Origin of the sequence: Luteolibacter arcticus (assembly GCF_025950235.1) — a bacterium.
In the GTDB taxonomy this organism is placed as follows: domain Bacteria; phylum Verrucomicrobiota; class Verrucomicrobiia; order Verrucomicrobiales; family Akkermansiaceae; genus Haloferula; species Haloferula arctica.
The window spans coordinates 249582-264419 of sequence record NZ_JAPDDT010000004.1; the positions used below are offsets into that span (position 1 = coordinate 249582).

Here is a 14838-nt window from a genome sequence, read left to right on the forward strand (position 1 = left end):
CAATGACCAGCCTCGCGACAACATGAAACTCGGGGTCATCGGTGGAGGACCGGCGGGACTGCGCGCCGCGGAAGTGGCGGCGTCTGCGGGCGCGTCCGTGACCATCTTCGACGCCAAGCCATCCGTGGGGCGCAAGTTGCTCGTGGCAGGTCGCGGCGGACTGAACCTCACGCATGGCGAAGACCTCGGGCGCTTCATCTCTCGTTACTCGGGTCCGGCGGATTTCTGGCAGCACGCCATTTCCGCCTTCACCCCGTCCGATCTGCGCGAATGGGCGGCCGGCCTGGGCATCGAGACTTTCGAGCAGCGCACCGGCCGCGTTTATCCGCGCGAGATGAAAGCCGCCCCCCTGCTCCGGCGCTGGGTGGACCGCTTGCGCGGGCTTGGCGTGACCTTCGAAATGAATCACCGCTGGACCGGCCTCAAGCCGGGTCCGCCGCACGAGCTGGAGTTCTCGATCTACGATGAACACCGTACTTTTACGAGCGATGCCGTGATCCTTGCACTCGGTGGTGCATCATGGCCCATCACCGGCTCGGACGGTCATTGGACATCGATTCTTACGTCCCTTGGCATCGGTGTGAATCCACTCGCTCCCGCCAACTGCGGTTGGGAGACTGCGTGGCCTCGGGAAGTCCTCGCGACCGCGGAAGGCAAGCCGCTGAAGAACCTCGTCGTCCGCGCCGGAGATCACGAAGTGAAAGGAGAACTGATGGTCACGTCCTACGGACTCGAAGGCGGTGCCATCTATCAGCTCGGCACTCACCTGCGCGCGATGCCCGAACCCGTCGTACACATCGACTTCAAACCTACCTACTCGCTTGAGGAGCTGGTCACGAAACTAGCAGCCTCCAAGCTGCCCGCCGTCACCGCCTGCAAGCAATGCTGGAGATTGAGCGATGCCACGCACGCGATCATCTGCGCCGGGCATTCGGATCAGTCCTCTGCCACAGGTTTAGCGGAAAGGGCCAAAAGCTGCGCAATCCCGCTCATTGGTCCACGTCCGATCGATGAAGCGATTTCTTCCGCTGGAGGTGTTAGATGGGACGAGCTCGATGTGAATTTGATGCTACGTAAACTTACCCGTGTGTTTGTCGCGGGAGAAATGATCGATTGGGAAGCGACCACCGGCGGCTATCTCATGCAAGGTTGTTTCGCCACTGGAACGCTTGTAGGCAAAGCGATTGCCGCCTCTTGAGCGGGGCGTATCAAACGCCGGATCGAAGAAAGCCCACTCAGGTTTTTTCTGGAATCAACTAAACCTACGGCGTCCATCGTACGTGATGGCATTGAATGGTCCGGATGCATTCATCCAGAAGCTCGCTGGCTTCTGTTAGTCGCCGACATGTTTCCTTTGGGAGGGTCTCCCCTCGCCCGACATCGCCCATGGGCGACCTGCACGTCGACTTCGAATGCACTCTGCATCGCTCATATGCCCTCGAAGCTCCCAATGAAAAAATACTCGCTCAGCTCCTACCTGCTCCCATCCTCCGTGATGGTTTTCACCTGTGCCGCGATCCACACGGCGCGGGCCGCCGATGACCTGTGGAGCGTCACCGGCCCCGCCACATGGACCGTCGGTACCAACTGGTCCCTTGGCAACCCGCCGACCACCCTCGACCGCGCCATCATCTCCAACGGCGGTTCGGCCACCCTCGCCTCCGGTGACGCCATCACGATTGACAAGTTCCGCCTCGTCAACGGCTCCCTCGCCATGACCGGGGGAACGCTCGCCACAACCACCCTCACCGACACCGATAGCCTGAAGATCGGGGACTATGCCTACAATTTGGCCGGCGGAACCGTCGCGCTGACGATGTCGGGCGCCTCCGCCATCACCGCCGCCGATCGCATCTACGTTGCGGACGGCGAGGGCACGGGCGTGACCACCGTCGTCACCAACGTCACCGCGACCCTCTCGGACACGGCCTCGCTCACCGCCACCAACGATTACGTCATCCTCGGTCGCGTGAATGGCACCGCCAACGTGACGCTAAACAACAGCGCCGTCATCGAGAAAAAGGGTGCCACCAACACCTTCATCATCGGCGATGGGGTCCGGGGCACCGGTAACGTCACCCTCAATGACAGCTCCTCCCTCAAGTCCGCCAACCAGTTCGTGATCGGCAACGCCGGAACCGGCAACGTCACCCTCAAGAGCACCTCCTCGGTGCTCGCTTCCGGCGGCACTGTCACCATCGGCAATGCGGCAAACTCCATCGGCACCGTCGCCCTCCAGGACTCCTCGACCTTTACCCTGTCCACCGGCACCTGCATCCTGGGGAACGCGAACACCGCCCAAGGCACCCTGACCCTCACGGGATCCTCGGCGTTCAACGTCCTCGCCAATGAGATGTATGTCGGCAACGCCTCCGGCGGCACCGGCACCCTCACCATCTCCGACAACGCCACCCTTACGAAAGGTGCCACCGGTTTCGCGTTCACCATCGGCCGCTCCAACGGCACCGGCACCGTCACTGTCCAGAACAGTGGCAAACTGGTCTCCCAGAACTCCCTCCGCATGACGGAAGGCGCCACGGCCAACGCCACCCTCAACGTCAAGGACAGCGGCATCGTCCAGGTGACCGGCTCGATGCAGATCGGCTACTCGGGCACCGGACTGCTCGATGTCACCTCCAACACCGCGACCGTCACCGTGGGCGGCGAGCTGTCCGTCGCCAGCAACGTGGGCAAGGGCACCCTCCGCATGACCGGCGGCACCCTCAACGCCACCGGTGCCGGCACCTACGTCATCGGCGGCGGCAATGGCGCCCAAGCCACCGTCACCCTCTCCGGCACCAGCGCCCTCAACGGAGGCAACATGAAATGGAAGGCCGGCGACTACGGCGGCGCTGCCGGGGCCACCGGCAGCACCAACGTCACCCTGTCCGACACCGCCTCGCTCACCCTTAGGGAGTTCACCCTCGGCCACATCGGCGGCGCCCCGGCCACCGCGACCGTCAACCTCCTCGGCACCTCCACGCTCACGGTGAACAACTACGTCACCCTCGGCCGCGATGACGCCGGCACCAACGGAGGCATGTCCGCCACCCTCAACCTCAACGGGGGAACCCTCGCCACCAAGTCCGTCCGCTCCGGCGGCTCCGCGTCCGCCCTTCTCAACACGATCAATGGCGACGGGGGGGCCATCAAGGCGCTCGCCACCGAGCCGGATTTCTTCCAGCCCACCGCGAACAATGCCGCGCGCCCTAGGGTGGTACTCGGCAACAGCGGACTGTCCTTCAATACCAACGGCTTCACCGTCGGCATCAAGAATGCGCTCACGGGCACCGGCGGCTTGACCAAGACGGGCGCGGGAAAACTGGTCTTTTTCTCGTCCCAGCCCTTCACCGGCACCACCGCCGTCAACCAGGGCACCCTGGAGCTGGATACGGCCAGCAGCCTCGCCGGCCCCCTCTACGCCGCCTCCGGCGGCACGGTCTCTATCAGCGGTAGCTCCGGCTCGTCGGCGTTGGTGCCGGACCTCACGCTTGCCGGTGGCTCCCAGCTGGTGCTCCCCGCCCAATCCACCGCTCCGATCACCGCCTCCACCGTCCTTGCGACACTGGGCCCCGTGACGGTCACCATCTCCGGCACGCTCGCGGTGGGAGACTACCCGCTGATCGACCACTTCGGCGCCGGCGCCATCCAGGGGGTTGGCGCCAGCGCTTTCCAGCTCGCCCCGCTGGGGCGCGGCGTGGTCGCCAGCATCGTTGACGAGGATGGGATGGTGAAGCTCCGCGTCACCGCCGTGAACCCGCTGCAGTGGACGGGCGTCAATGTCAACTCGCTGTGGGACATCAACACCACCTCCAACTGGACGCTCAGCGGCGTGTCTAACACCTACCAGGAAAACGACAACGCGCTGTTCAATGACACCGCCACCAGGACCGATGTCATCCTCAACAGCACCGTCAATCCGTCCAACGTCAGATTCAGCAACAACAGCAAGGACTACACGCTGAGTGGCACGGGAGCCATCGCCGGCGCCACCGCCGGACTCACCAAGGAGGGCAGCCGCAAGCTCACCGTCACCACCGCCAACACCTACGGCGGCACCACCGCCGTCAACGGCGGCACCCTGCAATTCGGCGACGGCACCTCCAACGGGTCCATCGCGGGACCGCTCGCGGTCAATGGCGGCAACGTCGTTTTCAACCCCACGGGCAGTTCCACCTACGCAGGATCGATCTCCGGCTTCGGCTTTGACGCGACGAGCGGCCTTTCCAAAACCGGCGGCGGCACCCAGATCTTCACCGGGCTCGCCAACACCTTCGACGGTCCGTTCGCGATCAGCGGGGGCACCGTGAAATTCGGCGACGGCGTGGTCAACGGTGCGCTTGGCACGACCACCGTGTACGATCTCGCTGCTGGCACCACGCTGGCCATCGACTTCGCGACCGCCATCAATTTCTCCGCCTCGGGAATTTCTCCGTGGTCGAAAGTCACCGGTCCGGGGCTCGTCACCCTGAACTCCGCACAGGCCGTCAACGGCTCGGCCAACTGGGGCGATCTGGCGTTCACGCCGGATTTCACCGGCACCCTGTCCGTCCTGAAGGGCCGCGTGCAGACCCCAACCCCCGACAGCATGGGCGGCACCTCCGCGCTGGTGCTCGCCGATGGCTCGCAGATCCTGGTGCTCAACAGCGGCACTCCCTACACCACCCCGCTCCAGATGGCCGGTTACGGCTGGGGTGAAGGCGGCTTCAACGCTGGAGCCCTGCGCGTGGCTGCGAATGCCGGCGCGACGTGGGGGGGAAACATTACCCTCACCGCCAACGCGGGCATCTTCGCCCAGGTCAACGGCCAGCTCACCGTCACCGGCACGATCAGCGGACCTTATGTCTTGCAACTACACTCCCAAGCGCAGGCCGCGGAAGCCTTCCCCGGCACCCTGACGCTGGCTCCGTCCGTGCAGAACTCCTATGCTTCCACGCTCATCAACGGCAACGCCGGCGGCATGGTGAAGGCGGGGAGCCAATACGCGTTCAGCACCGGACCGCTTGAGGTGAACAGCTCGAACATGTGGCTGAACGGCTATAGCTTCACCTTTGCCAGCCTCACCGGTACCGGCGGGAAGATCGGCAACTACGGCACGACCCCGTCCGTCCTGACCGTTGGCAACTCGACCAGCACCACCTATGCCGGCGTCCTCCTCGACGGCGGAACGGGCACCCTCAGCCTGGTGAAGAACGGCACCGGCACCCTCACCCTCACCGGAGCGAACACCTACACCGGCAACACCACCGTCCACGCGGGCGTTCTCTCGGTGAGCACGGCGTTCCTCGGCGACGCGTCGGCGGTGACCATCGACAGCGGCGCGGTGCTCAATCTCGGCACCGGGACGGAGGACACCGTCGGGACCCTCTTCCTCGGCGGAACGCAGGTTCCCGCCGGAACCTACGGGCCCACGACTCCCGTCTACGGCACGTATTTCACCGGCAGCACTGGCACACTCGTGGTGACCACCGGTCCGGGCAATGCGTTCGGCACGTGGGCCACCCTCAAGGGCCTCGACGGCTCGCCCGGCCGTGAAAACGGCACGGGCGACGACCCTGAGAAGGATGGCATGGACAACCTCACCGAGTTCTACCTGGATGGCAATCCGCTCGCCAGCGACCGCTCCATCCTGCCCGTCGCCAGCCTGAGCCAAGACTACCTCACGCTCACCTTCCATCGCCGCGACGACGCGGAGGGAATCTTGAGCGAGCAGCTCGTCCAATACGGCCAAGACCTCACGACCTGGGCCGAGGCCACCATCACCGCCGGTGATTCCACCGATCCGAACGGCGTGATCGTCGATGTGGAGGAAAACGATGCCGGGGCCGATCTCGTCACCGTGAAGATCCCGCGCGCGATCGGCAAGTTCTTCGCCCGCCTCAAGGTCGAAGTTCCCTGAAGATATACTTCAAAGTGGTATGGCAGGGCCGCCACCGGATCATCCGGTGGCGGCCTTCTTCTTAATCCCTCGTTACCCAGAGAGTCACGGCCAGGCGAGCTGGAACGTCACCACCACCGAGGCATGATCGCTCGGCCAGGTGTTGTTCCGCGTCGCCTGGACATTGTCGCTGTAAACATAGCCGGCGTTCTCCACGGCGTTCGTGAAAACCTCCGCTGAGACGGGGGTCGCAGGGCTGCCCTTGTGGAAGACGAAATCGATCCGGTCCTGCGCTTCATTCGGGCTGCTGTAAACCGGCGACCAAGTGATTCCCGGCTGGGATTGGGGATTGGGGAAGATTTGGCGGAACGAGTCGGTCATGCCGGCATTGGCCACCGCCACCGTGACCGGCCATTGCACGACCTTGCCATAGTGAGCCGAGGCATTCGCACTCGTCCAATCGAGATGCGAGGGGCAGTTGAAGTCACCGGTGAGGAAGACAGGAGCCGTACTTGCATTCGCCAGGTAACTCGTCATTCCACTGAGGATGCCCGCGATCTGCTCGTCGCGTTGCGAAGCGAGTTCCTCGGCCAGAACGCTGGCATTCGTGGAGCCTGCGCGCTTGGCCTCGTAGGGGCCGTAGCGCTGGTGGTCGAGATGGGTATTGAAGATCACCACCTCGCGCAGCGGATTGCTGCAAAGGCGGACCCGGGCTCCCTTGGCGACGCCATTGGCGGCGGTGTAGGTCGCCGTGATCGGGTAACGGCTCGCGATGCCGCTGTCTCCTGAGCCGGTGGGGCTGTAGTACCAGCCGAGCTCATTGGCGATCGTCTGCACCCGGTAGGCATTCGAGCCCGACACATTGTCCACCGTCTCCTGCGTGCCGATGATGTCCACGTCCGCCTCGATGATGGAACGAATGCCTTTGGTGGTGCCTTGATTCACCTGGCCCCAGCCGTGCCACAGGTTGTAGGACATGACGCGCAGCACCGCGACAGTCTCCTGACCCGCTTGGAACACGGGAATCGACATCGTGGCCGTGCTGGAATTTCCTAACAGATCCGTGGCGCGGACGACGAAGCTGCCATTACCGGCATCGCCTGCGGCCGGTGTTCCCGACAGCACGCCGGCAGCGGAAACCTGCAGCCATGCAGGACCGGAGACCTTGGAGAAGACCAACGCATCTCCCGGATCGGGATCGAAAGCGTAGGCGTGAACCTTTCCCGAATACGCCTGCCCGGCCACCGCGTGGCGCTGCACGAAGCTCGCCACGACCCACGCCGGCTGGGCCGGACCACCCGTCGGCGTCACGCTGAACTGGGCCGGACCAGCGAGCTTGGTGTAGCCATTCGCGGCGAGGAACCACACCTTGTAGTTGCCGGGGACCAGCGTCGGATTGGCGAAGGTCACGTTGCCATTCTTCAAGTTGCCGCCCGGAGTCTGCGTGCCGTTGGTGTAAAGCCAGTCAAGGTAGGTGCCGGTGGACGGCGTGGTGATGCTGGCCGGAAAGATTCCGATCCAGTCGTTGTTGTTGCCAGGGCCGCCGCCGAAGGTCGCGGTGATCGGGCTGCCCGCGGGGTACGACGCCGCATTCAGCGTGATGGTTTTGGGGGCGGCGCGCAGCGGGGCGAGGACCGCCGCGGCCCATAAGATTCCGGATACGAGGGCTTTGATCATGGCATCTCCATTCCTCCGCACTTCCACGAGGACCGCAACAGGCAGAATCGCCGCGCACGGTGGCAGAATCGACGCAAACGAGGGGTGCCGGGCATTGCCAGCACCCCTCGCGTTCGCAATTCATCGGCTCAGGCCGCCTTCGTTGGTTCCACCGGTGCGATCTTCGGTGGGGCCTCAGCGTCGGTCTCCTTCATGTTGTCCCATGCGGTGAGCAACTGCATCATGGACTGGAAGATGCCGGCTTGGGCTCCGGCACCGCCGCCCTCGCCGCCGCCGAGCATCACCAGCTTCTCGGGGACCAACGGTTGCTTGCTGTTCGCCAGTTCCCCGGCCACGAGGTTCAAGGCATACAGGCGGTTGTCGCCATAGGCCGCGACCTTCTGGCGGCTGACCTCGGCTTCGGACTCACCGATGCGGGCGATCTTGTCGGCTTCGGCCTCCGCAATCTGGCGGATGCGCAGGGCCTCGCCCTTACCTGTCAGCTCGGCCACGCGGGCTTGGCCTTCCGCCATGGCGATCTCTCGCTTGGCGAGCTTCTCGGCCTCGGCAAGCTGGGCGGAACCGCGGTTCGCGGAAACCTCGATCTCGATCTGCGTTTCCGTCAGGTGAGTCTGCCGGGCAGCTTCGGCCTGTGCCTGGTTGAGCTCCTTGAGCCGGTTGGCAGCCTCCTGCTGCTTGGCGAACGTCTCCTTCTGCTCTTCCGCCAAACGGCGCTGGCGGAGTTGGTCGAAGAGCGCATCGATCGGGTCCTCGCCATCCTTGCGGTGGACACTTTCCGGACGACCGATCAGCACGGCCACGCAGTTGATGTCATAGCCTTCGAAACGGCGGCCCAGTTCCTCGGTGGCGAGGCGCTGGATCTCTTCGCGGTGGGTCAGCAGGTCGAGCATGTTGCTGCTCTGCGCGACGTCGCGGAAGTAAGCGGTCAGGATCGGGTCGAGGGTCTGGCTGATCAGGCGGTTCACGTCACCGAAGCGCTGCACCACGCGCGGTGCCTTCTGGTAGTCGATGTGGAGCACCAGGCTGAGAGGCAAGGTCGGCTCATAGCCGTCCGCGGTGATGATCGGGATGCTGGTGAGGTGTTCATCGTACCTGTGGTTCTCCGTCTGCCCGCTGATCCAGCGAAGTACGAAGTTCACAGTAGGTACCAGCTCCACCTTCAGCGCGTAGGGATTGAGCGCATACTTGCCGGGAGTGAGCGCTTGCTTCCACACCCCGCGGCGGCCGCTTTCGACCTGCTCGCCGTAGCGGAAGTTCGCACCGGTCACGTCCGTTCCGTCCCCACCGAAATAGCCGATGACCACGCCGACGTAGCCGATGGGAATCAGCGTCTTCGGCTTCAGCTCGACCGTGGCGAACCAGCGGTTGATGAAGTAGGTGCCGTCCGTCAGCACCTGGAGCTGCTTGCCGCGGCGGCCACCGAGCTTCAGGAAGGTCTCCGGATCCTGGAAATAGTTGTGACCGGAGCCGCCTTGCGTATCGCGGACTTCCGGGGCGATCACGTCGCCGGCCTCCAGTGAGGGACCATCGTGGATGGTGACCACGCCGACATTGTCCGACTCGGCGAGACCTCCGGGTTTCGGAGGCTCCGAGGACTGCTTGCCCTTGGGATTGCCGACGATCACCGGGATGAAGCCGTTCTGCTCCTGAAGCTCCTCGCGCCAGAATTGGGCCATGCGGTTCTCCTCGGTCGAGATCGGGCCGGTGTGCACGCCCATCTCGGTGATCACCATGAAGACCGCGGTATTGATGGCATACACGCCCTCACGCAGGATGCCGCGCTGGCGACCACGCTGGCCGCCATTCTGCAGGAAGCCGACGGCGTCCTGGAAGCCATTGCAATCGGCGAAGTGGCCCAGCGTCTGCACCGGCTGCAAGGGATGGCCATCCCGCGCATAGACGTAGCCGATGCGGCCCTCCGCGACGGTCACCAGCGGGACCTTGTGGATCGTGAATTTCCAGAACGGGTAGCCGAAGTAGAGGCCCCCACGCAGGACCTTGGCCTGGAAGCCGGCCTCGCCATTGAGGGCGATGATCCGGCCCTCTGTTAGAGAGCCGCTGGCGGACCAGAGTTTCTCGATGATCCCAACCCGGCGGTGCGGTATATAGCGCACGCCGAGGAAGAGATAGACGGCCACCGCGAGCGCAAGCAATGCAGCCACGGTGACTCCCACGCTGAACAGTAAGTCAGCAATCATGTTGTTCTCCTTTTCTTTCTTTTCGAGACCGGTCCCGCCGCCTGCGGGAGGCGGGGGCCGGATGTTTGTTGTCTGGGACTGGCGAAGCGGCGGCGGCTCCGGCGTGCCCCTTGTTTCAGGAGAGACAACCGAACGATCCGCGCCCCGCGGTGATGCCTACGAGGTTAGCTGTCGGGCTGGAGCCACCACGTGCTCCCGGTGCCGCAGGCACCGCTTGCCCCAAAGACCTCCCCGCAGGAAATAGCCCTGCGACAGTCGGTCGGGATTGGTTCCCCCGCTGCTCCGGACCACACGTCCGGTGCACTCGGCTGACGGTATCGTTCTCAAAGAACTCGGGATCGTTCTAACCGTTTCCGCGGCGGTTTCAATGCAGGCGTTTGTAACCGGCCGCAGGATCTGAAAGGCTGGCCGAAATGAATTGGCCGTCGTTCCTGCCGAAGCCTCGCTTGCTCGTCGCCGCAGCGGCCTCCCTCACGGGATCGCTGCCCATCATCGGTTGGATCGGCGGTGCTTTCTTCTGGCCGCTCGATCTCTTCAATCATTTCCAAGTCCAATACGCGCTGGTGCTGCTATTGACGACGGTCGTCTTGCTCTGCCTCAAGTCACGTCGCGCCGCGATCATGAGCGCGGCGCTGCTGCTCGTTCCGCTTGCGCGCATCGTTCCATCGCATGTCGCGCCGGACTCAAAGAAGCCCGTCGGTGTGCCGGTGCGGGTGGCCTCCTTCAATGTGTTCGTTTCGAACGACCGCTACGATGACACCTTGAATTGGGTGAGGGAGGCGGCACCGGATTTCATCTACTTCACCGAAACGACGGAAATCTGGGCGAACGAACTGGAGCGACTCGGCGATGTTTATCCTCACTCGATCGAGGAGGGCACAGGTTTCGCCTTCTACTCGAAGCTGCCGATCACCAGCCACGAAATCATCCGCTGCAGCGACATCGAGTTTCCTCTGCTGGTTGCGCGGATCACGACTCCGAATGGTGAGGTCACGGTATTCGCCGTCCATCCCCTGCCCCCGGTCACCCGGCATTGGTCGGAGGCGCTCGACGAGATGATGGCCGTCCTCGCCCGCGAAGTCAGCAGGAGCTCCGGCCCCGTGATTGTTGCCGGTGATTTCAACACCACCCGGTGGAGCCACAAATCCGCGCCACTTCAAAAGGTGGGGCTGAAGGACGCCTCGCATGGAAAAGCACCCGGAGCTACCTGGATGCGGAGCAATTCCCTCATCTCCATCCCCATCGACCGCTTGCTGTTCCGCGGCGAGGGGATGCACTGCAGTCGTTTTGAAATCGGCCCGGAGCTTGGATCGGATCATCGACCGCTGATCTCGGAGTTTGCTTGGTAATTTGGAGACAGATCCGGATTGAGTGGAGTTACTTCTTCTGACATGGCCGACGCAATCAAGTGGCGCACACGCCTCCTCCCCAAGCCGCTGCCGTTCATCGCACGGCTCGCAGCGCTCGCCGGATGTTTTCCGATTCTCGGTTTCTTCGGAGGGATTCACTGGAAGATGGATCTCTTCAACCACTTCCAGGTCCAGTACGCGGTGTTCATCGCGCTCGCGGTGATCGTGCTTCTCGCTGTGAAATCGTTCCGGCTCGCTGCCTTTGCTGCCGTGTTTCTCGTGGTGCCAGCCGTGCGGCTTGCCCCGTGCTTTTTCGGAACCGCGGGAAAGCCCATCGGCACGCCGCTACGAGTAGCCACCTTCAATGTCCTCACTTCTAACATGCGCTACGACGACGCGGTGAAGTGGGTGCAGAATACGGACCCCGACGTGGTCTTCCTGCCTGAAGTGGACGCAGTGTGGGCGGAGGCCCTGCGTCCATTGCTGGCGAGTCATCCGCATTCGATTGATCACCTCGTCGAGGGCAACTTCGGCTTCGCGCTCTACTCGAAGCTTCCGATTGTTTCTCGGGAGATCATCCCGTGCGGGCAGATGGAGCTCCCCTTGCTCAAGGTGCGGCTTTCCGGGCCCAAGGAGGAATTCATCTTCTACGGCGCTCACCCGGTGCCACCCACGACGGAGTTCTGGTCCAACGAGCGGAATGCCTTCCTGCACACCCTCGCGGATCAAGTATCGAAGGAAACGCTGCCGGTCATTGCCACGGGTGACTTCAACGCCACGCGTTGGAGCCACGGCATGAAGCCGCTGTGGAATGCCGGCTTGCTCGACAGTGCCAACGGCCACGGCGCGGGAAGCACCTGGATGCGCGGCAGCCTGCTATTTGCCGTCCCGATCGATCACGTGCTGTTCCGCGCGCCCGGGGCCGTTTGCACGAAGCGCTGGATCGGCCCGGACCTGGGCTCGGATCACCGAGCAGTGGTCGCGGAGATCGCGTGGTGAATGGTTAGGCCGACTCCGAGTCCGCCTGATAGAGACGCTCGGCGGCACGGCGGGCATCCGCGCCCTTCGGCAAGCACTCGGCTCCCAACGGCAATGGCAGCCCCAACTCGCGGACCTTCCGGAAGACCTCGCTGTAACGGATCTCGCCGGTGCCGGGCTCATTGCGCGCCGGAGAATCGGCGAATTGGACGTAGCCGATCCATTCCTTCCCCTTCTCCAGATTGTCGATGAGGTTGCCCTCGTAGCGCTGCATGTGGAAGAGGTCCCAGTTCAACTTCACCCATGGCGAACCCACCGCCTCGCAGATGGCGATGCCATCGGCGCTGCCGTAGAGGCAATGGCCGGGGTGATTGTAGGGATTCATCGGCTCAAGGATGATCATCTTCCGCTTCGCCTCCAGGACTGGCACCGCCGCGCGGAGCTTCTCGATGACCGAGGCATGCATCTGCTCCTTCGTCAGCCCCGGGATGTCGTCGCCGCCGACCACGCAAAAGCGGTCGCAGCCGGGAAGCAACTCCGCAGCATCGCAAGCAGCCGCGATCTCGGCAGCGAAGTCCTCCTTCGGGAAATTCGGATCGTTGATCTGCTGACCGAAGCCCCATGCGGTGAATTGCGTGGCGATCATGCCATGCCTCTTCAGGACTCCCGCACCGGCCGCGAGATCCTTGTCGCGCCACGACCACAGCTCGATCGCGGGAAAGCCGAGTGCTGCGGCTTGCTCGATGCGCTCCGCGAAGGAGCCCTCGAACCACATCTCAATATTGACGGCGATCGGAGTGTGCGGCGTGCGTCCGGGAAGGTCAGTCATGCGCGCGGAGGAAAGCGCAAAGCCCGGACGTTGGCACGCGGGATTTTGCCCCAGCCGGGACGATCCCAGCGGCCCCGCCCCAAAGTGTAAGTAGTCCCGGCTTCAGCCGGACACGCTGGGAATGCAGGCGCTGCAAGCGGAGTCCTCCAGCTAACTTGAAAGGATCAAAAAAGCCAGCACCTCACACCACAGTCTGATCATCCGAACCAGCGGCAGTCCCCCCATCCGCGAGGCTCTCGTCGAAATCCACCTCGCGGACGCGCTTCTTGTCGCGCCAGAACTCGACCTGCTTGCGCAGCGTCTCACGCAGTTCATCGCCATTGTGTACCGCCTTGATCTCGATCCGCGGCTGCGAGCGGTCCGAGGTCTCGATGATGAGCGAGGAAAGCCCGAACATCCGATACCAGAACGGACGCTCCATCGACGTGTCCTTCACGCGGTAAAGCTCCACGTCGTCCATCTGCTGGTTGAAGACGCCCGCGGACATCCGGATCCGCTCGGTGGTCAGTTCGTGGCGGACGCTTCTCGTTTCGATGAAGATCCACAGCGCCCAGCCGAGCGGCAGCACCAGTGCCACCCACACCGGCGGGAAGAACAAGCCACCCACGGCGATACCGATAGCCAGCAACAGGGCAACGAGATACTTGCCGAGGTTGAGAACCTGCGACGGGCTGCCTTTCCAAAGAACTTCTTCGCTCACGATCGCAGGCTGCACGAAACCGGCCGGTTTCAACAAGTGGAGAATCCGTCGCGAATTGGATCACCGGATCCGGATCGGCTCCGACGAGATCTCCGCCGGCATCCCGCGGAGGTGCATGTCGAGGAAGAGCCGGATGCGGCGGTTCAGTTCCGGGCTGGCGAAGCCGTGGCCAGCTCCTTGCATGGCGACGAGATGGCTTTCCACGCCGGCTTTCTCCAAGGCCGTGTGGATGGTCGTCGCTTGGGTGAAAGGCACCAGCGTGTCCTTGGTGCCGTGGGCGGTGAAGAAGGGAGCATCGTCCTTGGTGACCCAGGACGCGGGCGAGGCGGCTTTCGCATTGCGGCGTGCCTCCGCTTCGTCGCGACCGAGGAGCTGGACCACCATCCTCCGGCCATCGGCCTTCTCCGGCGTGGGGTTCGGCAGGTAGTCGGTAAAGAAATCGGTGGGGCCGAAGAAGTTCACCACGCATTGGACGCGGCTGCTCACCTTGGCAAAGGCACCGACCCCGCCTTCGAGGCCGGCATCATCGTTGCCGGTTCCGAGCAGTGAGACGAGGTGGCCGCCCGCAGACATTCCGACCACGCCGATATGACTGGCGTCGATGCCATACTCGTCCGCCTTTGCGCGGAGGAAGCGAATGGCCGCCTTGCAATCATGGATCTGTGCCGGCCACTTGGCTTCCTGGGAAAGGCGATAGTTGATCGTGGCGGCCGCATAATCGCCGGTCGCCGTGACCGCGCGGATGACATCGAGCCCGTCCTCCTTGCGGCCGGACTGCCAGCCACCGCCGTGGACGAAGACGATCATCGGCCGCTTCTTCGCCTTGCGGTCCTTCGGCAAGAGGAGGTCAAGCTTCTGGCGCGGGTTGCCGCTGCCAGCGTAGTCGATGTCCTTGAGATGCTCCACCTCGCCGCCGGTCGCGGGTCCGAGGCCGGCTTGGCCGGAGACCGCCTTCATGAACTCCGCACGCGTCACGAAGCCGTCCCCATTGGTATCCACCAGCGGGAATTGCGGGCGGATCTGCTCGGGAACCTCGGAGCGGCTGAGCTTGCCGTCCTTGTTCGCATCGATGGAGGCGAACGGATCGGCTTGGGCGAATGCGGCCGGAGTGAGAAGCAGGAAAAAGAGCCAACGCATGGCGGAGCAAACACTACGGCCGCAGGGCTGTCGCGGGGAAAGTCGATGATCTCCTCACGTAGGCGCATTCGTGAGAATGCGGAGTGGTCCCC

Annotated in this window: 9 protein-coding genes and 1 riboswitch; of the genes, 4 read left to right on the forward strand and 5 right to left on the reverse strand. The window is 63.6% G+C overall.

The window, feature by feature from the left end:
• Positions 1-22 precede the first annotated feature (22 nt).
• Positions 23-1198: a BaiN/RdsA family NAD(P)/FAD-dependent oxidoreductase gene (locus OKA05_RS11885; RefSeq protein WP_264487359.1), complete on the forward strand. Its 1176-nt coding sequence runs from the start codon at positions 23-25 to the stop codon at positions 1196-1198.
• Between the two features lie 252 nt (positions 1199-1450).
• Positions 1451-5899: a beta strand repeat-containing protein gene (locus OKA05_RS11890; protein WP_264487360.1), complete on the forward strand. Its 4449-nt coding sequence runs from the start codon at positions 1451-1453 to the stop codon at positions 5897-5899.
• 84 nt (positions 5900-5983) lie between these two features.
• Here OKA05_RS11890 and OKA05_RS11895 read toward each other — a convergent pair whose 3' ends face one another.
• Positions 5984-7555 carry an endonuclease/exonuclease/phosphatase family protein gene (locus OKA05_RS11895; protein WP_264487361.1) on the reverse strand — a complete coding sequence of 524 codons (1572 nt, stop codon included), beginning with the start codon at positions 7553-7555 and terminating at the stop codon, positions 5984-5986.
• A gap of 128 nt (positions 7556-7683) precedes the next feature.
• Entirely contained in the window at positions 7684-9753 is a 2070-nt protein-coding gene (locus tag OKA05_RS11900) for an SPFH domain-containing protein (RefSeq protein WP_264487362.1), read from the reverse strand.
• A 138-nt stretch (positions 9754-9891) separates the two neighbouring features.
• Positions 9892-10073: riboswitch (cyclic di-AMP (ydaO/yuaA leader) on the reverse strand.
• A gap of 93 nt (positions 10074-10166) precedes the next feature.
• On the opposite strand from OKA05_RS11900, the gene OKA05_RS11905 reads away from it, so the two are divergent.
• Positions 10167-11102 (forward strand): endonuclease/exonuclease/phosphatase family protein, encoded by a 936-nt coding sequence (locus OKA05_RS11905; RefSeq protein WP_264487363.1) that lies wholly within the window; start codon positions 10167-10169, stop codon positions 11100-11102.
• 42 nt (positions 11103-11144) lie between these two features.
• A complete protein-coding gene (locus OKA05_RS11910) occupies positions 11145-12101 on the forward strand; it encodes an endonuclease/exonuclease/phosphatase family protein (RefSeq protein ID WP_264487364.1) in 957 nt (318 codons plus the stop codon).
• A gap of 4 nt (positions 12102-12105) precedes the next feature.
• On the opposite strand, the gene OKA05_RS11915 is transcribed toward OKA05_RS11910, so the two are convergent.
• From OKA05_RS11915 to OKA05_RS11925, 3 genes are all read right to left on the reverse strand, one after another.
• Positions 12106-12909: a TIM barrel protein gene (locus OKA05_RS11915; RefSeq protein WP_264487365.1), complete on the reverse strand. Its 804-nt coding sequence runs from the start codon at positions 12907-12909 to the stop codon at positions 12106-12108.
• 181 nt (positions 12910-13090) lie between these two features.
• Complete coding sequence (locus OKA05_RS11920) at positions 13091-13609, reverse strand: PH domain-containing protein (protein ID WP_264487366.1); 519 nt, start codon at positions 13607-13609, stop codon at positions 13091-13093.
• A gap of 60 nt (positions 13610-13669) precedes the next feature.
• On the reverse strand, positions 13670-14746 hold the full coding sequence (locus tag OKA05_RS11925) for an alpha/beta hydrolase fold domain-containing protein (protein WP_264487367.1): 1077 nt from the start codon (positions 14744-14746) through the stop codon (positions 13670-13672).
• Positions 14747-14838 lie beyond the last annotated feature (92 nt).

Excerpts from the sequence above, each read along its gene's own strand:
- OKA05_RS11885 (WP_264487359.1), top strand. The coding sequence starts at position 23 with ATGAAACTCGGGGTCATCGGTGGAGGACCGGCGGGACTGCGCGCCGCG.
- OKA05_RS11890 (WP_264487360.1), top strand. The coding sequence starts at position 1,451 with ATGAAAAAATACTCGCTCAGCTCCTACCTGCTCCCATCCTCCGTGATG.
- OKA05_RS11895 (WP_264487361.1), bottom strand. The coding sequence starts at position 7,555 with ATGATCAAAGCCCTCGTATCCGGAATCTTATGGGCCGCGGCGGTCCTC.
- OKA05_RS11900 (WP_264487362.1), bottom strand. The coding sequence starts at position 9,753 with ATGATTGCTGACTTACTGTTCAGCGTGGGAGTCACCGTGGCTGCATTG.
- OKA05_RS11905 (WP_264487363.1), top strand. The coding sequence starts at position 10,167 with ATGAATTGGCCGTCGTTCCTGCCGAAGCCTCGCTTGCTCGTCGCCGCA.
- OKA05_RS11910 (WP_264487364.1), top strand. The coding sequence starts at position 11,145 with ATGGCCGACGCAATCAAGTGGCGCACACGCCTCCTCCCCAAGCCGCTG.
- OKA05_RS11915 (WP_264487365.1), bottom strand. The coding sequence starts at position 12,909 with ATGACTGACCTTCCCGGACGCACGCCGCACACTCCGATCGCCGTCAAT.
- OKA05_RS11925 (WP_264487367.1), bottom strand. The coding sequence starts at position 14,746 with ATGCGTTGGCTCTTTTTCCTGCTTCTCACTCCGGCCGCATTCGCCCAA.